The organism is Halobacillus hunanensis (assembly GCF_900166655.1).
GTDB lineage: Bacteria > Bacillota > Bacilli > Bacillales > Halobacillaceae > Halobacillus_A > Halobacillus_A hunanensis.
In genome coordinates, this window is the sequence record NZ_FVZB01000006.1 from 998120 (window position 1) to 1018132 (window position 20013).

Here is a 20013-nt window from a genome sequence, read left to right on the forward strand (position 1 = left end):
CATGTCATTCTGACGCATCTTCTATAATTAAGGAAAGCTCTTCCCAACGATTCATTTTTTCTTCCAGTTTTTCATCTAAGTCCTGTTTGGTTTGGTATAATTCCTCCACTTTATTATAGTCACTTGCTGCATCAGCAATTTTTCCGTCAATAGCCTCGATTTCCTCTTCGATGGCAGTAATGTCATCTTCAATTGTCTCCCACTCTTGTTTCTCCCGGTAGGATAATTTACGTTTGCGGTTCGATCTGCGCGTTTGTTCCTGGACAGAGGATTCACCCTTCTCTGACTTAGCTTCTTCCTTTTTCAAGACCTTTTTTTGTTCAATAAGTTCTGAATAATTTCCATAGAAGGTTTCAACGACCCCTTCTCCTTCAAATACCAACAGTTTATCAACGACTCGATCTAAGAAATAGCGATCGTGCGAAACGGTAATGACTACACCAGGGAATTGTTCCAAATAGCCTTCAAGAACGCTTAAGGTTTCGGTATCAAGATCATTCGTAGGCTCATCGAGAAAGAGAACGTTCGGCTCGCTCATCAATACACGCAGTAAATAAAGCCTGCGCCGTTCCCCGCCGGAAAGACGTTTAATATAGGTCCACTGCTGTGGTCTTGGAAAAAGGAACCGTTCGAGCATCTGCTCGGCCGTGATTTGCTCACCATCCGCTGTGGAAATCACTTCAGCAACTTCCTTTATATATTCGATAACCTTTAATGATTCGTCCATCTCCTCATGATCCTGTGTATAATAGCCAATTTTAACCGTAGAACCGATCGTAAGCTCTCCATGGTCAGGATGAATACGCTTCGCCATTATATTTAATAAAGTTGTTTTACCTGAACCATTCGGACCGATGATCCCTAACCTCTCTTCAGGAACCACTAAATAATCAAATTGATTAATGATTTGCTTTTCCGCGAAGGAATGGGAGATGTCTTTTAACTCGATAACCTGCTTTCCCAACCGGGTAGAGCCAATAGCCATATCAACATCCTGTTTGTCATTGTTAAATGTTTGTTCCTGCATTGCTTCTACACGCTGTTTCCTCGCCTTCTGCTTAGTCGAACGGGCTTTAGCTCCCCGCTTAAGCCAAGCAAGTTCTCTTCTTAACGTGTTTTGATGCTTCTGTTCAGCTTGACGTTCCCGCTCTTCACGCTCCGCCTTTTTCTCGAGGAACGTTTGGTAATTCCCCTCGTAAGTGTACAACGTGCCATTGTCGAGCTCATAGATAAGATTCGTTACCCGATTTAGGAAATAACGGTCGTGGGTAACAACCATTAATGAACCCTTATATTGAGCCAGATATTCCTCGAGCCATTCAATAGTCTGATTATCTAAGTGGTTCGTAGGTTCATCAAGCAGCAAAAGATCAGCCGGCTGAATTAATGCCTTAGCCAAGGCTACTCTTTTGCGCTGACCTCCAGAAAGTTCCTGAATCGGCTTATTAAAATCAACTATTCCAAGCTTCGTCAAAATTGTCTTCGCCCTCGTATTTGCTTCCCACGCACCTGTCTCTTCCATGCGCTGTTGATAGGTTAACAACTGATTCTGTACGTGCTGATCTTCAGGATTGTCTTGAAGACGCTGCAACACGCGTTCATATTCCCTAATCGCAACCATGATCTCAGAGTCACCATAATAGATTTGCTCTAACACCGTTTTGTCTGCATCTAATTCTGGATCCTGAGGCAAATATTCTACTGTAAAATCTTTGGCATGCTGTGTCGTTCCTGTATCAGCCGATTCTATCCCTGCGATCGACTTTAGCAGCGTAGATTTCCCTGTACCGTTAACACCAATTAAACCAATGCGCTGCTGGTTTGAAATGGTGAACGATACATCGGTAAACAGCTGTTTGTCACCATAACTTTTACTGTATTGCTCAACAGATAAAATGCTCATATTTCGCTCACCCTTTATCTAACAAACTAATCACCATTTTATCATACAAGAAAAACGGAAGCGCCTAATATACACCATTTTAAAAGCCCCAGAAACGTTTTCAAACGTTTCTGGGGCTTATTTGGATAAAAAGTTTACTGTTCTTTTTCACTTGTCTGATCTCTGCGCCAGTATTCCATTCCTTTGACACCTGGTAAATGATCCTGATAGAAAACAGGATCTTTCCCTTCCTTCCGCTGTCTATTGTAGTCTTTCAATGCAGCGTAAGCTACTTTAGACAACCTAAAAATGGCATAAAGGTTAATTAATGCCATAATGCCCATTGTTAAATCGGCAAGTGACCACACAAGACCAAATTCGGCTACTGCACCGAATAGTACCATTGCTAGCACAGCCAGGCGATAGATGAACATCCCAGTTGCACTTTCCTTTATGAACTCGATATTGGTTTCACCATAATAGTAGTTCCCAATAATTGAACTGAAAGCAAATAAGAAAATGGCTACTGCGATAAAGATAGCTGCCCATCGTCCCAATTGCGTTTCAAAGGCTAATTGTGTCAACTGTACACCATCAAGATCCGTGTTCACGTACTCTCCGGAAAATAGGATGATAACAGCTGTAGCACTACAGATTAAAAGGGTATCTGTGAAAACACCTAGTGTTTGAATTAAACCTTGTTTGACCGGGTGCGATACCTCAGAGGTAGCTGCTGCGTTTGGTGCACTACCCATTCCGGCTTCGTTTGAGAATAATCCACGTTTAACTCCGACTAAGATCATTCCACCAAAGGTTCCGCCGGCTATCTCTCTAAAACCAAAAGCTCCTTGAAAAATCATCCCGATCATTTGAGGAAGCTGTGGCAGATTCGCGATCAGTACATAAGCTGCCAATATAATATAGAAAATTGCCATGATTGGCACAACAAACTGTGTCACTTGAGCTATCCTTTTCAGACCACCGAAAATAATAAGAGCCGTAATAATAGTCAGGATAATGCCCATTGTCCACCGCTCTATATCAAAAGAACGTTCAAATGCCAACCTGATTGTATTGGATTGTACGGAGCTGAACACAAGTCCGTATGTAAACGTAATCGTTATGGCAAAGATAATTCCAAGCATTCGATTGTTAAGCCCTTTTTCCATATAATAGGCCGGGCCGCCTCGGTATTGATCTTTGTCAGGTATTTTATATACCTGAGCCAGAGTACTCTCGATAAAACTGGAAGCACCACCAAGGATGGCCACCATCCACATCCAGAATACAGCTCCAGGCCCCCCCACGGAAATAGCCGCAGCTACACCCGCTAAGTTCCCTGTCCCAACACGGGATGCTGTACTGATCGTGAAAGCCTGGAACGGCGACGTCCCTTTCTTTCCGTCAGCAGATATCGCCCGCTTATCAAATAAAACGCGAAACATTTCAGGGATATAACGAAATTGAGCAAAATTCAGACGAATAGTAAAATAAAGACCGAATCCTAAAAGTGCTGCAACTAGTATATATCCCCACATCCAGCCATTTAGCGTGGATATTAGTTCTTCCATATCCCTTCACCTCCAAAAATTTAAAGACACTCACACTAGTTGGAATCTATTCATGATAGATTCTGAATGAAACCAATCAAATAAAAATAGAACCGATAAGATGCACTATTATTTACTTTACCAATAATCGTACAAACTTAAAATAGGAATATGCGATTGAATTTTAAAAATAAAACCATGGTGTCTTCACCATGGTCAGCTTGTGCATGCGCTGCGCTATTGCCGCTTGCGTGGAAAAGGTAAAGTGAAGGAACAGGCGCTGATGACGGCTGCCTGCCAGAACATGAAAAAGCTCAGTGCACCCAAAAATCAAAAGCATCAGAAAACGATCATGCGCCATGTGTGGGAGGACGACAAAGAACAGGTTCGGTTGGACCGGCTTTCCAATGAAGGAAAGTGGATATACCGTAGGAGAAAAGAGAAAGTCGAGCGTAGCTTCGCAGATTCAAAAGAACTGAAGAAATTCCAAGGAGCGAGGCCCCTTCCACTCCTGCGGAAGAACGAGTGAGCCGAGATCGCCGAGTGTGGGTTTCGCGAGGAAGCTCGGGCGCTCGTCCGCGGAAAGGGAAGGGGCTTTCGCTCCTGGCGGCAAGAAAAAAGCTTGTGGAAAAACAAGGGTTTCTCCAGAAGAGAACATTCCTAAGTGCACTCCCCCTTATCTCTAAGCATAGTTCCACTGTTAAATTTAATGCCATCTGAGACATGAAATTGTCTCAGATGGCTTTAAAGCTAACGTTCTTTTTCAACTTATTTAATATATTCCAGGGTACTTCATATTGGATGCCTTATAGCGTCTATTTCGCTTCACCTTTTTCGCTGTTATACCAGATAAATTTCCCGGTATAGCCATAAACAACCGTTATAATAATGGATATGAAGCTTAACCACATAAACGGTAAGTACGATAGCGTTGACACGCCTAGGACAGCTGACATATATATGCCATTATCTGACCACGGCACCATTCCGGACGTCAACGTACTCCCAGACTCAGTATTTCGCGAAAGTACTGTTCGGTCAATGTCTAAATCATCATAACGATTTTCGACAACCTTTGGTGTTAATATTAAGGAAACATACATTGCACAACCAATGAGATTTCCCAAAAAGCCTACAAAAACAGTAGAAGCGGTCAACCTTCCTGCGTTCGTCATAAACTTCTCGAATCGATTAACAATAACTTGGAGGGCGCCAATATGGTTTAACATTCCGCCAAAACCAAGTCCGAGCACAATAAGCAAGACAATATCCAGCATACTTGTGATCCCGCCGCGGTTTAGCAGGTTATCAATAAAGTCAACGCCTGAGTCCACACTAAATCCTGCATATGCCGTATTAATGGCTGTCACAGGGGACATCCCTTGGAAAATGATTGCCCAAATAATACCGAATAAGGCTCCAAGCGAAATCGTAGGAATAGAAGGTTTCTTCATAACAAGTAATCCAATGACTACAACAGCAGGAACAAGAATGTACCAAGCTATATTAAAATTAGCTTTTAAGGCATTCATCACATTCTCCGTTTGGCTTAGATCAGCATTTCCATCTACATATATAAATCCAGCGAATGTAAATAACACTGCAGTAATAATAAACGTTGGAACACTGACATACATCATCGAACGAATATGTGAGATGACATTCACTTTTGCCATTGATGCAGCCAGTACCGTACTGTCTGATAGTGGTGACAATTTATCCCCGAAATAAGAACCAGATAAAACTGCGCCCGCAACCATTGGTAACGGAATGCCAAGTGCGTTTCCGATGCCCATCATAGCAATCCCTGCAGTTCCGGCAGTCCCCCATGAAGTCCCCGTAGCCAGGGACGTAATGGCACAAATAATTAATGTGGCAAGGAGAAAAATACTCGGATGAATAACTTCCAGTCCGTAATAAATAAGGCTTGGCACGACCCCTCCAGCAATCCATGAGCCAATTAGCGCCCCTACTGAAATAAGAATCAATACCGCCTCTAGACCATTGTAAATTCCATTTGTAATGGCCCCTTGTAAATCATCATATTTATGGCCCAGCTTTAACCCAAATCCGATAATAATAAACCATGAAATAAAAAGAGCCAGCTGAATAGGCAGTTCAAAAAACATTATAAATGAAAATATAATCGCTAAAAAGATAACAAAAAATAACGCGACTTCAGTCAACTTTGGAAGTCTGGCTTGTGAAGACATATACTTCCTCCTGTTTTTATTAATGTTTGATACGTACAGTTGATGATTGTACCTCCCATGACATCCTTTTTGTATGCGAAGCACCACAATATTCAACGCTTACTAAGACGTTGATACTTTGTGTGCTCATCCTCAACAAGCTGTTCTTTCTATACAGGGAATTAAAATATGTACATATAAATTGATTGAAAATAGAAAAAACGCTTTTTGCCATGAATAAGTATAGCATGATAAGAAATATAGTCAAACGGGCGCGTTATACATCAAAATGTTGGCAAAACACCAATAAAACCATGGTGAACTCACCATGGTTTACAAATGGATATAACGTTTTTCCAGTTATTCGTCCTTCTTCCAAGGTAATCCTGTACCGAACAGTTCAGCTAGTTCCTTGGATTCTTTTCTTCTTAAATTCCGCTGTTCACGACGTTTAGCTGCACCTTCATGGAGCCATTTTTCTTCTTTAGATTCCGGATATACGGGCGGAACCGGAGTCGGCTGATTATGTTCATCAACAGCAACCATTGAAAGAAATGCTGTCGTACATACTTTTCTTTCACCGGTAAGTAAATTTTCCGTAATGGCTTTAACAAACACTTCCATTGAGGTATTGTGCGTCCAAGTTACAAAAGCTTCTAAACAAATTGTATCTCCTTCAAATACTGGCTGCAGAAAGTCTACAGAATCGGTTGATGCTGTAACAACCGGCTTACGGCAATGGCGGACAGATGCAATTGCTGCCACATCATCGATATAAGCCATCAGCTTTCCTCCAAATAATGTGCCATGGCTATTTGTATCTGGTGGGAGTACATGTGAATTCTTTACGGCTAATGAATCAATGCAAGGTTTAGCTTCCATTGTCATCCCTCTCTTTCTTTCTGGAATCGTTCCCTTCCTCTATTATATCACTTCTCAATGATGACATCCTTTTTGATAATTTCATTTCAAAGGTTGCCCCGTTTTGCCCCTTATTATTATAGGCCTGGATTGTTCCGCCGCTGCGCTGGACAATCGCCCGGGAAATCGCCAATCCTAGGCCTGTTTCCCCTTGTTTTCCTTTAATAAACCGTTCAAACAATTGCGGCAGAAGCTCTTCTGGTATGCCATCCCCATCATCTGTAACCAGAATTCGCAGACTATCTCCTTCAACGTATGAAAGCAGAATAACTTCATGATTGGCATGACGAATTCCGTTTCCAATCATATTAATTAAGGCCTGAAGAATACGTTCCCTGTCCACAAACGTATGAAATGCCCCATCTGATTCGAGGCGTAATTCAATATCCCTTTCCTTTGCAAGGGGGACTAAACGATCCTTCGCTTGAGTAATGACGTCAATCACATTTGTTGCTTGCGGATGATATACATCTTCATCGCTATCAAGTTTCGCTAACAAGATCATTTCGTTTACGATTTTTTTCAGACGTTCTGTTTCACTTACAATAACCGTCAGCCCTTTATCGGCTGCATCCTTTTCAAAGACACCGTCACGTATCCCTTCCGCATATCCTTGAATGGACATCAACGGGGTTTTTAATTCATGGGAAGCGTTTTGGAAAAACTGCTTTTGTGAGGTAATATAACGTTCCAATTCATGAGCCATTTGACGAACGCTTTGTTCAACCTCTTTTATTTCACCACTCGATTTTACCGGCTGAACTTGAGAAAATTGCCGCTTCTCAATTTTCTTCACTTCTTGCTTTAAACGAGTAAGCGGAGTTACGAGTTTTCTAGTTAGAAAGTACCCCATAATAATGGCAAGCATCAATCCGATAAAGAAGACACCAGTCATTCGCTGTGCAAAAATAGCTTGTACAACTTGTAAATCATCTAATGGAGTCGCAATTACTAAAATCATCCCGCTCCTGCTAGGTGCAAAGCCTAAATCATATACAACATAACTTTCACCTTGATGACCTTCCCACACTTCTTCTTCGATGAGATCACCATCATAATTTTCAACCCATTTTTGAGCGGTTTCAGCTGGCAGTGTACTGAATAAGACTTCTTCTCCGTAACGATCAAATAACACAATAGGAAAATTACTGTCCTGAATAAATTGCGACAGTTGTGCCACTCGCTCTGACGGATTCTGCTCATTGGCAATATTTCTAAGTACTTCAGCACGACCTTCCAGCTGTCTCAATTCATCCTGCACAAGCAAGTCCATTAACAAAGAATAGACGAAGAAAGCTGTAAGCGACATAATGATAATAATGATCGCAGTAAATGCTGCATTGAGCTGATACAGAAGCCTCATGATGACCCCCTATTTGATCTTAATCGATAGCCATGGCCCCAGACCGTTTCTAATGGAAGGTCTTTCATTTTTTTACGAAGCCGCTTCACTAAATCATCGACCGCCCGGTCACTGCCGAAGTAATCATCGCCCCAAACCTGAACAAGTAGTTCCTCCCTGCTAAAAGCACGGTTTTCCTGTTCTGCCAGGATCTTTAACATTTCAAACTCCTTTGTCGTCACCTCAATTTCCACCCCTTGAAAGTAAGCACTTCGCTCAACGTCATTTAAGGTAAGCTCATCAGCTTGAATAAGTTCAGATGATTCTTCCTCCTCTGGTTTCATAACTTCCCATCGTTTTAAATGCCGCTTTACGCGTGCAACCAGTTCCCTAGGGCTGAAAGGTTTCGTTAAATAATCATCGCCGCCTAACTCAAGGCCTAGAATTTTATCAACTTCTTCATCCTTCGCTGAAATAATGACAATCGGCACCTCTGATGTCTGTCTTACTTTTTTACAAAATTCATAGCCATCCATACCAGGAAGCATAAGATCAAGCACCCACAAGTCAGGCGGTTCCTCTTCAAACAGCTCCCATGCTGCTTCCGCTGTTTCAAGTGCCTTGACGTTAAACCCTTCTTTCATTAAGTAGCCTGTGACAATGTCGCGGATATTGGCATCATCTTCGACTAAGCCAATTGATTGATCCATATTATTTTCACTCCTTACGCTCAAGGCTTTTCTACATTTTCGCATACTTTTACGAAGAGAACCTCTTTTACACACTTTTTCCACATTTACTCCAAAGTCATGCCATAACTCATCCGTAGAATAAAAGTTGCAAGAGGGAATCAGTTCGTTATCTAAATTCATCGCTACAGTAATTCCATACTCTACTCTCTCTTATTTTTTCTAAGAAAGGGGTCATTAGAAACATGAATGATGAGAACAATAAAAAAACCAAACAGCACTACAAACGATCCGGTTTAGCTTATGGAGTATTAGGAGCTATTATAGCCGTGTTTTTTATAACAACTGTATTCCAATGGCAGGGGATCTCGATAAACATCAATACGAGTAAACCTACTGCCCAAGCTGATGAGTTACAGCTAGGTAAAACTCAGGAAGCCGTAACACAGGCTGTTGATGAAGCAGAAGAGTCTGTGGTAGCTGTAAGCAATATTCAGGAAAGTCCCCGCGGTTTACAAAAAGCCGGCACTGGATCTGGGGTCATATATAAGAAAGACGGCGATCAAGCTTATATTGTGACCAACCATCATGTGGTAGCCAATGCTTCTGAAATTGAAGTGATTTTAAGTGATGGTACAAAAGTAAAAGCCGAATTGAAAGGCAGTGACCCACTAACAGACCTAGCCGTTTTACAAATAGATAGCGAACATGTCGAAGGGGTTGCAGATCTAGGGTCATCCGAAGACGTAGAGGTTGGCCAAACAGCCATAGCAATCGGTAACCCGCTTGGCATGGAGTTCGCTGGTTCAGTCACTAAAGGAATTGTCAGTGGTCTTAACCGTGATATTCCAGTAGATATTAACGGAGACCAACAGCCAGACTGGCAAACCGAAGTGATTCAAACCGATGCTGCTATTAACCCAGGAAATAGCGGCGGGGCACTGGTTAATCTTCAAGGTGAAGTCATAGGAATTAATTCTATGAAGATCGCTAAAAAAGAAGTAGAAGGCATCGGCTTTGCTATTCCGATGAGTGTGGTCAAGCCAGTCATTAAAGACCTAGAAACTCATGGAAGCGTGCAGCGACCTTACATGGGTGTATCCCTGAAGGATGTAAGGGAAGTTCCGAGTCCCATTCTTGAAAGAGAATTGAACTTGCCAGGCAGCATCCAGCAAGGTGTTATTGTTGCCGGTGTAGAGCAGGGGACTCCTGCAGCTGATGCTAATCTGCAAAAGTATGACGTGATTACAAAGATTGACGACGAGAAAGTAAAATCGCTCATGAGTTTACGCCAATACCTATATAAGGAAGCCAAGATTGGCGAACAGGTAGAAATGACTGTTTACCGAAATGGTGAACCAATGAAAGTTTCACTCGAACTTTCCTCCCGATAAAATATAAATTTAACCTCTCTCTAGAAAAGGACCTGTGACTAGAAGCACAGGTCCTTTTTTTATGTTCTGCTTATCCAGCTCAGAACTTTAAAGTATTTGGTTTATCACTATCGATCCTTGTATTCATGTGCTGCCTTTAAAGGATAGGAGATAACAGTCTTGCTATTGCTTCTTTAAATTTAACCCATGTTGAGCGATTCTTATATAATGTAAAGGTCAGTTCAGTTGAATCGGTAATATCCTCATGAAAACGGTCTGATAACACATGGGCAATCTTCGGATGATATAAAAAGGCATTCACTTCAAAATTTAAACGGAAACTGCGCACGTCGATGTTGGCGGTACCCACTGAAGCGATATTGCCGTCCACTACAAGGGTTTTCGCATGCAAGAAGCCTTTTTGATAAATATAAACAGTAGCTCCAGCCTTTAGCAATTCACCAATGTTGGAATATGTGGCCCAATAAACAAAAGGATGATCTGGTTTATTAGGGATCATAATACGCACATCGACGCCTGATAAAACTGCAATTCTCATGGCATCCAGCAGACTATCGTCAGGAATGAAATAAGGTGTCTGGATATAGACATATTCTTTAGCAGACATAATCATTTTAATATACCCATTCTTGATCTGTTCCCAGTCTGAATCTGGACCGCTTGAGACGATTTGGACCCCCACATCACCTTCACCATCCGCTTGAAAATAGCGTTCGTCGTAGAAAATGTCATCCCTTGAGGCATGGTTCCAGTCTAAAATAAATCGGGTCTGCATATTATTAACAGCCCCGCCTACCAGACGAACGTGAGTATCGCGCCAGTATCCAAACCGTTTACTATACCCTAAATATTCATCACCTATATTAAACCCGCCGATATAACCAATTTTCCCATCGATAATAGCCAGCTTACGGTGATTTCGATAATTTATTTTCATATTCAGTTTAGGAATCAGCGGCGGGAAGAAGGACTCCACCATCCCCCCTGCTTCCTCAATTTTTCTTATATATTTACGTCCTAATTTCCTTGAGCCCATGTCATCATACAACAGCTTCACTTCTACATTTTGTTCTGCTTTTCTAACGAGGACGTCAGCCAGCCGCTGCCCTAACCGGTCATCACGGACAATGTAGTAAAGAAGATGGATGTGTTCCTGTGCTTGTTCAAGATCTTCAAGTAATGCATGAAATTTTTTCTGCCCATCGGTAAAAATCTCAACCTCATTATTTTGGGTGAGCAATGCATCATTATTTTTCAATTGCATATAGATTAAATCTTCATATGGAACGATATCCTCATGATAGACTTTTAAGGTATGGTCCTTAATAGAACGAAGCTGGTCCTGGACCGCTGTCAGAAGTCCTAGACGACTCTTCTTATCCCACGTAAAGATTTCTTTTTTGCTTAATTTCCTCCCAAATACTAAATACAGAAAAAATCCTGCGATTGGAATAAAAAGGAGAACCATCAACCAAGCCCAAGTTGAGCTTGCATCCCGGCGTTCAAGGAAGATAATAGCCAGTGCCAAAAGCACGTTCAATATGAGGATTACACTTAACACGTAAGGGAAAAAAATCACCTCATCCCCACCTTCCTTTTAGTAACACTATTGAATATCAACTATAGCACATTTCAGTATATGACCTAAACAAGAAAAGCGGAAGGAACCTAACAAGAATTGACAATTTCTCCTCCCGACTCCACAAAATAAGAGGCCTAACTCATGACGAGTCAGCCTCTGTTGTAAGCCTATTCATTTTCCTAATAAAATCCCCTTCTCAGCAAGTTCCTGTTCTGCTTCATCTAACGTTTCGATATGGTCTGCTGAGATGGTATGTGTATGAATTCCATCCGTCAACTCAAGTAAAAACGCTGCATTCGTTGAACTGACCTGCTCTATAAAACGTTGAACATCACGGCGATTTGAAATGTTTAATCGAGCCGTTAGATCACCATAAACCGGATGCTCTACGACTACATCCTCTATCTTCACCCCGTGATCAACCATGATTGTCAATTCTTCTTCGGTTTGGTCAGCAGAGTGACAACAGACAATTGTTCGCTTATACGCGGGAGCTGAATCCATCTTTGTTAAATAAACATACCCTTGACTAGTAGCTACAATGGGCTCACCACTAGCTTTTAACAGAGAAACATCTCCCACAATCACCTGCCTCGTCACGTTCATTTCCTTGGCAATGGAACTTCCTGTAAGAGGTTCATCCTGTTCCTTTAATAAAGTTAATATATGATCTCTGCGTTCATTTGCTTTCAGCTTAGATTCACTCATGTTAACGACTCCCTCGTACATATATCTTATCTCCATTTTAGCACAATTACCCATATGGAGAGAGGGGAATCTTACTCTGCTCTATGATTACTCACATAATGAATGACATATAAACCAGCCCCCATCAAGACCATGACCAAACCAAGCAGAAGGATATTATATAGCGGCGTGGCTGTATCCGGAAGTCCGATTCCAGAAAAACCAATCGGCGGCTGGCTCGTCCTCTTCGGATTTTGTGCCCCTGCAATGCTATCAGCTCCGTCTGCGGTAAATCTAATCTCAAACCTTCCTGCGAGTCCTTGATAGTCATTTCCTAACTCAAAAGGCATCTCTACTTTAAGAGTCAATTGGTCCTCCTCGGAAACCTTCAAGTATCTTTTATCCAGTTCAGATAATTCCATTACTGAGCCAGCATATACTTGCTTACCAGTTTGATCCGTAACCTGTAATCGTAGTGCTCGGAGTAATTTTTCCGATCCTCCTGTAAATTCAGATACTGTGCTATAGGTAAAGTCCCTAGTCCCTAAATTCGAGATCTCCACTTCTCTCGTCATCGTATCTCCCGGCTTCAGATTACTCACCTTAAACAAAATGGTTTCTGGAGATGTTCCGATATTTATTTCTTTTTCTTCTTCAGCAGCTTGCACGCCATCAGAAAAAACAAGCAGACCTATAACCGATAAACAAACAGCACAGACAAGCCTCCAGGATTTTACCATTTGCTATTCATACCCTCCTTGCTTCTGTCTTGTCGTTCGTAATAAAGAACTTTAGATTATTATATAAGGTATTAACAAAATATAAAACAGTCAAAAAATAGCTTTTATTCGTTTTAAAGAACAACATTCTTCTATTTCCTATGTATATCATCGTTTCACACTAAATTACACAACTTTTATTAAAAGTCTTTGTTCTCTATAATGAAACAAATGAGAAGGGGGAAGGATTTATGTTTAAAAAACTAGCCTTACTTTTATTGCTGGCTGGACTTTCTATAATCATTTATGCCGGTAACTCCCTGTATCAATCATCACTGCTGCAGTCCAACGCACTTGAAGAAGCCCAGATGCTCGTTAATCAGAACTCCAATGCCGCAGCCAGCTCCTCATCAGTAAAAGGACAATCCGATGCTTCTTCACCTTCTATTCAGAACAAAAGCCTAGATCAACAGCAAACCGAGCGCTTTCCGTCCAATCAATCAATTGGTGTTTTGAAAATACCTGCCTTAAAGGCGGTCCTCCCCATCATTTCTGGAGCTGATGAGACTTCCCTTGAAAAAGGAGTAGGCCACGTCTCGTCTACCAGTCTCCCTGGCCACAATGACCAAATTGTGCTCTCAGGTCATCGGGACACTGTTTTTCGCCGCTTTGGTCAACTCGAAGCTGGTGATGACTTTATTATCAAAATCGCGGATGGAACGTACACCTATCAAATGAGTCATTCAAAGATTGTCAATGCTGAAGACCGAACAGTAATTCACTCCACCTACCCAGAAGAAATCTTAGTCCTCACAACCTGCTATCCATTCAGCTTCATCGGAAACGCTCCCAAACGCTATATCATATACGCACAAAAAAGTGTCTAAATAACACCTCAGGTCATCCAAAATTTGGATGACCTGAGGTGGAAATTATACCCATATTAGCCTGTCAAGAATACGTATATCCGTTTAGCTTCCATTGTTCTATGGAGAATGTGCTAGCACCTAATGAGGTGAAGAGGACAGCATCATTCCCTTCCTGAGGAAAGATTCTTGATGTGAATACTTCTTCTCCTCCATTGATAAAAATCTCAAGTGTGGAATGGTCAATGAATAGCCGAAGCTGATTTAATTCACCGTTAAGTTTAACCCGTCTAAATTCTGTTTTACTTTTATCCTCCAGGTGAGGTCGTGATAATGTTAGAATTCCATCTTTTTTCTGGTAGCTGAAAGCCGCATAATGAAACAGTTCCAGAGCGAACTGCTCTTCAATATTTTCAAATTCGAGTTGAATTTCTACCGAATTTCCTCCAACACCACGCACACCTTTCTGGTCATTTTCAATGGTAATATCAGAATGCAGCAAAACGGATTCCCGCATTTCCTTAAGCTCTTCCAATGGCTTCTGGACCAGCTGGTTTCCATTCCATTGCAGTTCCCGGGGAATGGTTAAACAATGAACCCAGTGGTGGTCAAGCGTAGGATGTGCTTCTTCGTATTGTTCAGGAACGCCCATCCATCCAAAGAGAATTCGCCGCCCCTTCTCATCAATAGTTGTTTGAGGCGCATAAAATTCGAAGCCGCGATCCAGTTCCTTAAACTCAGCATGTTTAAAATCGCCACGTTCGTAATCCATCGTCCCTGTAAAATAACCACTCTGATAACGATTATTATATTCCATCCCAGCAGCTTGCAAGCCTTGTGGAGAAACCATCAACACCTCTTGACCATCTAACACAAAAAAGTCCGGGCATTCCCACATGTAGCCAAAATCCCCAAGCTTATGTTGATAGGAACCAGTAATATTTCCAACCAACTGCCAATTTGTTAAATCTTCTGATCTAAACAGGACTGCCTTACCCTGACTGTCCTTATTTTGTGCACCAACCACCATGTACCAGATGCCCTCTTTTTTCCATACTTTCGGATCCCGGAAATTAGCCGTATATCCTTCGGGAAGATGGATGACAGGCCCCTTTTTATCAAAATGAATGCCCTCTTCTGATACAGCCATACATTGATACGATTCTCCTTTGCCCTGTTCATTCACTACATTTCCCGTATAAAAGAGATACAATCTATCCTCATGAACCACTGCACTGCCGGAATAACAGCCATCTTTATCAAACCAATCAGAAGGTGCCAGTGCCAGTGGCTGTTGCTTCCAATTCACAAAGTCCTTTGATGTATAATGCCCCCAGAACTTCTCCCCGTGTCCTGTATGAAAGGGCATCCATTGATAAAACAAATGAAAAACACCGTCCCATTGAACCAAACCGTTTGGGTCGTTTAGCAAGCCTACTGGCGGCATATGGTGATAAGTTAGCCTGTAGTGGTCCTGATTGACCCGTTCCTCCTTCTCCTCGATAGCCTCTGCAGCTTTATTTCGTAATTCTCTATCTTTAGCGTTCATGTTAATCCTCCAAGCCTTCTAAGTATTTGGGGTGATCAAATCCGTCCTACGCTTATCTGCATTTGCAGGTTATATTATTTTACTCATTATGACAAGCTTATCAGGATCCGCGGAGAACAGAAAGAAGCCTAGGGTCTCCCCTAGACTGTCTTCATCACTCATTTACTTTGTTTTCACTGTCATGATGCCTGTTTCTCCAGCAGTTGCTGTTTCATGATACGACGGTTCAAAGTGTTCGACCACTTCATCAAAATTAGTAATCATAATCGGCGTTGTTGTACTTTTAGCTTTCTCACTAACAAGATCCATATCAAACGTGATTAAGGGGTCTCCCGGCTGGACATGATCGCCAGCGCTGACATGACCTTCAAAACCTTCCCCTTCCATCGAGACTGTTTCAAGCCCAATATGAACGAGCACTTCTACGCCTGACTTCGTTTTAATGCCCACCGCGTGTTTCGTTGGAAAGACTTGAACCACTTCTCCGGCTATAGGGCTGACTACTTTTCCATCTGTCGGTTCAACAGCTACACCGTCACCCATCATTCGCTGACTGAACACCGGGTCTGGTACATCATCCAAGGAAACCACCTTTCCTGTTAAGGGAGCTACAAATTGCTCTTCTATCCTTTTATTTCCACCAAATAGTTTTTTGAACATATCATCAAAACCTTTCTATAGATAAAAAAAAGCTATCTATACTTTTCCCTTGATTGTGATCTGTAAACGTGAACTTAAACATAGAGACCCACCAGAGCTTTTACATGAAAAAGAAAGGATAGGGCAAACTGATACAAAACAGCCATCAAGGAGGATCTACATGAATTGGACAAAACCTGAACCCATGTGGAGAGAAGATACAAAGCTTCCCACATTTGAACCACTAAAGCAATCCACTTCCACGCCAATTACTATTGTTGGGGGCGGGATCACTGGAATTACAACAGCCTACATGCTTGCTAAGGAAGGAAAAAAAGTTACCTTGCTGGAAGCTGACGAGCTGTGCAACGGGACAACCGGTCATACTACTGCAAAAGTAACCGCCCAACATGGGCTTATCTATCACGAACTCATCGAGCACTTCGGTGATGAAGGTGCCGCACTTTATTATCAAGCCCAGGAAGACGCGATCGCATGGATTGAAAAACATATTAACGACCATTCCATAAAGTGTGATTGGACACGTGAAGACGCCTATATTTTCGCTACCACAGAAAAAGGTGCAAAAAAAATCGAAAAAGAAAAGAAGGCCTATGAGCGCCTTGATATAGCGGGTGAACATTTGGAAGATCTTCCTTTTGATACGGAGACATCAGGAGTTCTGAGCATGCGTAATCAGGCTAAATTTCATCCTTTGCATTATTTATCTCATTTAGTGGATGAGATTGTGGCGATGGGCGGCAAGATTTATGAACATACGAAAGCAATCAGTGTAAAAGAAGGAGAGAATATTGAGATCGAAACGGGAAATGGTGCGACGGTAACCAGCGAACACCTTATCTCTTGTTCCCATTTTCCCTTTAATGATAAAAAAGGAATGTACTTTAGCAGAATGTATGCAGAGCGCTCTTATGTGATCGCTATCGAACCTGAAAAGGAATGGGAAAATGGCATGTACTTATCCATTGATGAACCTAAACGTTCAATACGTTCTGCAACATTCGATGACAAAAACATTTTGCTGATCGGTGGTGAAAGTCATCGTACTGGAGAGGGAGCTGACATGTCTTCACACTATAAAGCCCTTGAAGAGTATGCGGCCCGCACATTTGGGATCAAGAACAAATTATTCCAATGGTCTGCACAGGACTTAATTACATTAGATAAAGTCCCATACATTGGACCCGTTACGATGAATGATAATCGGGTTTTCCTAGCCACAGGCTTTAGAAAATGGGGGATGACGAACAGTACGGTGGCAGGAAGATTGATTACCGATTACATTATGGAAAGTGAATCGGAGTATCATTCTGTCTTTACACCTTCTCGGTTCAAAGGTGATCCAAGCCTAAAACGATTTCTATCCAACAACTTAAATGTCGCCGCTCATTTAGTTGAGGGTAAGGTTGAATTAGTGGATAAGGAACCACGGGATTTGAAGAAAGGCGAAGGCGCTGTTATCCAGTTTGAAGGCAAACGAGCAGGAGCCTTTAAAGATGAGGAAGGGGAGCTGCATCTATTGGATACGACCTGTACTCATCTGGGCTGTGAAGTAGAGTGGAACAGTGGTGAACACACATGGGATTGTCCTTGTCACGGATCTCGTTTCTCTTATGATGGCGCGGTCATGGAAGGCCCGGCTAAGCATCCCCTGGAAAAACTGTCCCTTGAAAACACTAGAGAAACCTATATTATCCCTGATGATCCAGAAGCATTCGAAGAATCAACTGATCATCATTAGAAAGAGCGCTTAGCAGGCGCTCTTTTTTGTGGAAACCTTTTTCTTTCCAATTATTATAAAATTAGCTTAAAATGACGTCATAACATATTGTTAACCATGAAAGGATTATGCTTATGGCAGATGATAATAAACTGGGCATTCTTTACACGGCAGGCGCTTATATTCTTTGGGGGTTCCTTCCAATCTATTGGAAACTACTTCAGCAGCTCCCCGCGTTTGAAATTTTGGCCAACCGAATCGTCTGGTCTTTTGTGTTTATGATTGCTGTCGTCATCACTCTTAATAAGTGGAAACCGCTTATTGCTGAATCGAGACGAGTTTGGGCGAATAAACGGAGTCTGATTGGGATAACACTCGCTTCATTCACCATTAGCCTCAACTGGCTTACCTACATATGGGCCGTCAACAATAACCACGTCGTGGAGGCAAGCCTTGGCTATTATATCAATCCCTTAGTCAGCATTCTTTTGGGCATGATCGTACTGAAAGAGTCTTTTTCTAAACCGCAGTGGATCGCATTTATTTTAGCGGCAAGCGGTGTGCTCTACATGACTGTCCATTTTGGTTCAGTGCCATGGGTGGCCTTGTTACTCGCCTTAAGCTTCGGTTCTTATGGTTTGCTTAAAAAGCTCGTTCCGTTAAATGCTATGTTCGGACTAACCATAGAAACACTGATCGTCACTCCGATTGCGTTGATGTATCTTATGAATAGTCAAGGTTCTCCCCCTGACATTGAGTTGTTGTCTATAACGTCACTGCTTATTTTAGGATCGGGGATCGCAACCGCCATTCCGTTATTGCTATTTGCTGCAGGGGCTAAGCGGATCCCTTTGTCTATGGTTGGCTTTTTGCAATATTTTGCCCCAACTATCATGCTGTTTCTCGGCGTTTTTCTTTATAATGAACCTTTTACGAGTGTTCATGTTGTATCCTTTACGTTAATCTGGGCGGGTCTTGCGGTCTACACGGTTTCCAGGATGAAACGGCTTCGAAAATATGAAGCGGCTTGATTAATTATCAGCCCTGGCAATAGTCAGCCGGGGCTGTTACGCGTTCATTTTTGAACGTTAACTGTCACTTAAGACGTGTGCAGCTGCATCTTGGCCGGATAGGAAGGCACTTTCAAAACGCGTCCTCCCCGCCTGATCATCTGGGCGAAGAAAAGCATCACCTGCCACTAACAACTTACCTTGATTATCTATTTCCAGGAAAGAGCGATGATAAGTTGCAGACGCCTGTGCATAGGGCCAGATTTCCAACTGCTGTGACACCACCGTTTGAAAATCTAAATAAGAGAAGGTTGTATTTTTTATCATTTTAAGAATGGGTTCACCACTTTCATGTAATGCTGACCAATTAGCCGTCATATAGACACTGATCAAAGGAGTTTTGGAGATCCCCTTTTTTTGGTGGTCAACTATCCGTTCTACACCCGCAGGAAGCTGTTTATCTATGTGACCGTTTTCCGGAAGAGGAGGAGACTGATCAAACTGAAAGATCCCGACATAGGTGGGCTGAAACTGAATTTCCTTTAATGTTTGATACGCTTCGGTCTTCAAATCAAATGAACTTTCGCCTATCAAGTTGGCTGTTAAAGGAGCAGGCAGCGTAGATAGAACCTGCTTGCATTTATACAAACTACCGCTCTCGTCATGCAATTCCGTGTAGGAATCCCGGGCGTTAATAGTAGTAATCAATGTAGAAGTCACAGTATCAACTCCCTCGGCTAAGCGACAAGCGAGTGAACTCATTCCGTCAACTGATGTGTAACGCGGATAATCTTCCCCGAACCAACGCTTCACCCAGCCCCTTTCCAGCCATTCCTCAACTTCTTGCTGCAGTTCTTCTGTTCGTACTGTGAAAAATTGGGCTCCAATGTCGGCTTTTCCTTCAGCTGTAATGGAAGTCGCCAGCCTCCCTCCTACAGTCTCTTCCTTTTCCAACAGCAGCACACTTGCTCCTGCTTGTTTCAACTTTCGTGCTGCCACAATCCCAGATAATCCTGCACCAACGACCGCGACATCATACTTTTGCAAAATGAGCACCCCTTTCATAAGAAAATCAGGACATGTCTAGCTACACCCGATTCTTTGATTGTCCTACCTCTTCTATTCCTATGAATTGTTTATCGGAAACCTGACGCCCCGTCATGAATTTGTTGTTTTAGCTATCGGATTATTGCTTCTATGCGCCGATAAAAATGCACCTCCACAAAGTGGGAGGTGCATTTTTCATAACC

At 42.2% G+C, this 20013-nt stretch carries 16 protein-coding genes and 1 pseudogene; 5 read left to right on the forward strand and 12 right to left on the reverse strand.

Features of this window, described 5'->3' with window-relative positions:
- Positions 1–4 precede the first annotated feature (4 nt).
- Both B5354_RS10530 and B5354_RS10535 read right to left on the reverse strand, forming a co-directional pair.
- A complete protein-coding gene (locus B5354_RS10530) occupies positions 5–1903 on the reverse strand; it encodes an ABC-F family ATP-binding cassette domain-containing protein (RefSeq protein WP_079528534.1) in 1899 nt (632 codons plus the stop codon).
- 134 nt (positions 1904–2037) lie between these two features.
- Complete coding sequence (locus B5354_RS10535; RefSeq protein WP_079528536.1) at positions 2038–3453, reverse strand: alanine/glycine:cation symporter family protein; 1416 nt, start codon at positions 3451–3453, stop codon at positions 2038–2040.
- Between the two features lie 316 nt (positions 3454–3769).
- Between B5354_RS10535 and B5354_RS20260 the strand changes: the two are divergent.
- Positions 3770–3961 (forward strand): annotated as a pseudogene (locus tag B5354_RS20260) (transposase); the annotation flags it as partial.
- A 286-nt stretch (positions 3962–4247) separates the two neighbouring features.
- Here B5354_RS20260 and nhaC read toward each other — a convergent pair.
- The 4 genes from nhaC to B5354_RS10560 form a co-directional block, all read right to left on the reverse strand.
- The gene (gene nhaC, locus B5354_RS10545; protein WP_079528541.1) at positions 4248–5645 is read right to left on the reverse strand and encodes a Na+/H+ antiporter NhaC; all 1398 of its coding nucleotides are present in this window, start codon (positions 5643–5645) and stop codon (positions 4248–4250) included.
- A gap of 339 nt (positions 5646–5984) precedes the next feature.
- Positions 5985–6506, reverse strand: a complete 522-nt coding sequence (locus B5354_RS10550; RefSeq protein WP_079528543.1) for an acyl-CoA thioesterase — start codon at positions 6504–6506, stop codon at positions 5985–5987.
- On the reverse strand, positions 6496–7908 hold the full coding sequence (locus B5354_RS10555) for a sensor histidine kinase (protein WP_079528544.1): 1413 nt from the start codon (positions 7906–7908) through the stop codon (positions 6496–6498). Before B5354_RS10555 ends, B5354_RS10550 begins: the two co-directional genes overlap by 11 nt.
- A complete protein-coding gene (locus tag B5354_RS10560; RefSeq protein WP_079528547.1) occupies positions 7905–8597 on the reverse strand; it encodes a response regulator transcription factor in 693 nt (230 codons plus the stop codon). The genes B5354_RS10555 and B5354_RS10560 overlap by 4 nt, the downstream gene beginning before the upstream one ends.
- A gap of 224 nt (positions 8598–8821) precedes the next feature.
- Between B5354_RS10560 and B5354_RS10565 the strand changes: the two genes are divergently transcribed.
- On the forward strand, positions 8822–9970 hold the full coding sequence (locus tag B5354_RS10565) for a S1C family serine protease (RefSeq protein WP_079528549.1): 1149 nt from the start codon (positions 8822–8824) through the stop codon (positions 9968–9970).
- 136 nt (positions 9971–10106) lie between these two features.
- Here the strand turns inward: B5354_RS10565 and cls are convergent, their stop codons facing one another.
- The 3 genes from cls to B5354_RS10580 form a co-directional block, all read right to left on the reverse strand.
- Positions 10107–11549, reverse strand: coding sequence for a cardiolipin synthase (gene cls, locus B5354_RS10570; RefSeq protein WP_079528551.1), 1443 nt, complete (start codon positions 11547–11549; stop codon positions 10107–10109).
- 174 nt (positions 11550–11723) lie between these two features.
- Positions 11724–12260 (reverse strand): transcription repressor NadR, encoded by a 537-nt coding sequence (locus B5354_RS10575; RefSeq protein WP_079528554.1) that lies wholly within the window; start codon positions 12258–12260, stop codon positions 11724–11726.
- Between the two features lie 71 nt (positions 12261–12331).
- Positions 12332–12979 (reverse strand): TasA family protein, encoded by a 648-nt coding sequence (locus B5354_RS10580; protein ID WP_079528556.1) that lies wholly within the window; start codon positions 12977–12979, stop codon positions 12332–12334.
- Positions 12980–13209: 230 nt separating this feature from the next.
- Between B5354_RS10580 and B5354_RS10585 the strand changes: the two genes are divergently transcribed.
- Positions 13210–13845 carry a class D sortase gene (locus tag B5354_RS10585; RefSeq protein WP_079528558.1) on the forward strand — a complete coding sequence of 212 codons (636 nt, stop codon included), beginning with the start codon at positions 13210–13212 and terminating at the stop codon, positions 13843–13845.
- Positions 13846–13909: 64 nt separating this feature from the next.
- Here B5354_RS10585 and B5354_RS10590 read toward each other — a convergent pair whose 3' ends face one another.
- Both B5354_RS10590 and B5354_RS10595 read right to left on the reverse strand, forming a co-directional pair.
- Positions 13910–15373, reverse strand: coding sequence for a glycoside hydrolase family 32 protein (locus tag B5354_RS10590; protein WP_079528561.1), 1464 nt, complete (start codon positions 15371–15373; stop codon positions 13910–13912).
- Positions 15374–15535: 162 nt separating this feature from the next.
- A complete protein-coding gene (locus tag B5354_RS10595; protein WP_079528563.1) occupies positions 15536–16033 on the reverse strand; it encodes a PTS sugar transporter subunit IIA in 498 nt (165 codons plus the stop codon).
- A gap of 160 nt (positions 16034–16193) precedes the next feature.
- On the opposite strand from B5354_RS10595, the gene B5354_RS10600 reads away from it, so the two are divergent.
- Both B5354_RS10600 and rarD read left to right on the forward strand, forming a co-directional pair.
- Positions 16194–17774 carry an FAD-dependent oxidoreductase gene (locus B5354_RS10600; RefSeq protein WP_079528565.1) on the forward strand — a complete coding sequence of 527 codons (1581 nt, stop codon included), beginning with the start codon at positions 16194–16196 and terminating at the stop codon, positions 17772–17774.
- A gap of 113 nt (positions 17775–17887) precedes the next feature.
- A complete protein-coding gene (gene rarD, locus B5354_RS10605; RefSeq protein WP_079528567.1) occupies positions 17888–18784 on the forward strand; it encodes an EamA family transporter RarD in 897 nt (298 codons plus the stop codon).
- Between the two features lie 57 nt (positions 18785–18841).
- On the opposite strand, the gene B5354_RS10610 is transcribed toward rarD, so the two are convergent.
- Entirely contained in the window at positions 18842–19810 is a 969-nt protein-coding gene (locus tag B5354_RS10610; RefSeq protein ID WP_139377102.1) for an NAD(P)/FAD-dependent oxidoreductase, read from the reverse strand.
- Positions 19811–20013: the final 203 nt, after the last annotated feature.

Bases quoted from the DNA above. Each gene is read 5' to 3' on its own strand.
- B5354_RS10565 (WP_079528549.1), top strand. From the start codon at position 8,822: ATGAATGATGAGAACAATAAAAAAACCAAACAGCACTACAAACGATCC.
- B5354_RS10585 (WP_079528558.1), top strand. From the start codon at position 13,210: ATGTTTAAAAAACTAGCCTTACTTTTATTGCTGGCTGGACTTTCTATA.
- B5354_RS10535 (WP_079528536.1), bottom strand. From the start codon at position 3,453: ATGGAAGAACTAATATCCACGCTAAATGGCTGGATGTGGGGATATATA.
- B5354_RS10575 (WP_079528554.1), bottom strand. From the start codon at position 12,260: ATGAGTGAATCTAAGCTGAAAGCAAATGAACGCAGAGATCATATATTA.
- B5354_RS10530 (WP_079528534.1), bottom strand. From the start codon at position 1,903: ATGAGCATTTTATCTGTTGAGCAATACAGTAAAAGTTATGGTGACAAA.
- nhaC (WP_079528541.1), bottom strand. From the start codon at position 5,645: ATGTCTTCACAAGCCAGACTTCCAAAGTTGACTGAAGTCGCGTTATTT.
- B5354_RS10590 (WP_079528561.1), bottom strand. From the start codon at position 15,373: ATGAACGCTAAAGATAGAGAATTACGAAATAAAGCTGCAGAGGCTATC.
- B5354_RS10560 (WP_079528547.1), bottom strand. From the start codon at position 8,597: ATGGATCAATCAATTGGCTTAGTCGAAGATGATGCCAATATCCGCGAC.
- B5354_RS10555 (WP_079528544.1), bottom strand. From the start codon at position 7,908: ATGAGGCTTCTGTATCAGCTCAATGCAGCATTTACTGCGATCATTATT.
- rarD (WP_079528567.1), top strand. From the start codon at position 17,888: ATGGCAGATGATAATAAACTGGGCATTCTTTACACGGCAGGCGCTTAT.
- B5354_RS10600 (WP_079528565.1), top strand. From the start codon at position 16,194: ATGAATTGGACAAAACCTGAACCCATGTGGAGAGAAGATACAAAGCTT.
- B5354_RS10550 (WP_079528543.1), bottom strand. From the start codon at position 6,506: ATGGAAGCTAAACCTTGCATTGATTCATTAGCCGTAAAGAATTCACAT.
- B5354_RS10595 (WP_079528563.1), bottom strand. From the start codon at position 16,033: ATGTTCAAAAAACTATTTGGTGGAAATAAAAGGATAGAAGAGCAATTT.
- B5354_RS10580 (WP_079528556.1), bottom strand. From the start codon at position 12,979: ATGGTAAAATCCTGGAGGCTTGTCTGTGCTGTTTGTTTATCGGTTATA.